Genomic DNA, 470 nt, shown 5'->3' on the forward strand with positions numbered 1-470 from the left:
CCGTGCCGGACGTAGTCGTGCGTCATCTTCGCCGGCGTGGCCGGCGCCATTGGCAGCACCGGCTGGGTCCGGTCCAGGGCCTGTATCTGCGACTTCTCGTCCACCGCCAGGACCAGGGCGTTCTCCGGCGGGGACATGTAAATGCCCACCACATCGCGGACTTTGCCCACGAACTGCGGGTCAGTCGACAGCTTCCACGTCTCCACGATGTGCGGCTTGAGACCGAACGCCCGCCAGATCCGCGAGACAGCCGACTGCGACATGCCCTCCGCCTCGGCCATCGACCGTGTCGACCAGTGCGAATCACCCGTCGGCGGCGACTGGCCGAGCGTCCTGGCGACCAGAGCCTCGACCTGCTCGTCCGTGATCTTCCTCGGCGCCCCCGCACGCGGCCGGTCCACCAGGCCCTCCAGCCGGTCCGCAACGAACCGGGACCGCCACTTGCGCACCATCTCCCGCGAGACACCCAG

1 protein-coding gene is annotated in these 470 nt (G+C 68.9%); it reads right to left on the reverse strand.

The genetic code is table 11. The features are described 5' to 3' along the window. A partial coding sequence (locus HCN08_RS34570) for an IS630 family transposase (RefSeq protein ID WP_167987349.1) occupies nucleotides 1-470 on the reverse strand: 470 nt, incomplete at both ends.

Origin of the sequence: Actinacidiphila epipremni (assembly GCF_012034175.1) — a bacterium.
Classification (GTDB): domain Bacteria; phylum Actinomycetota; class Actinomycetes; order Streptomycetales; family Streptomycetaceae; genus Actinacidiphila; species Actinacidiphila epipremni.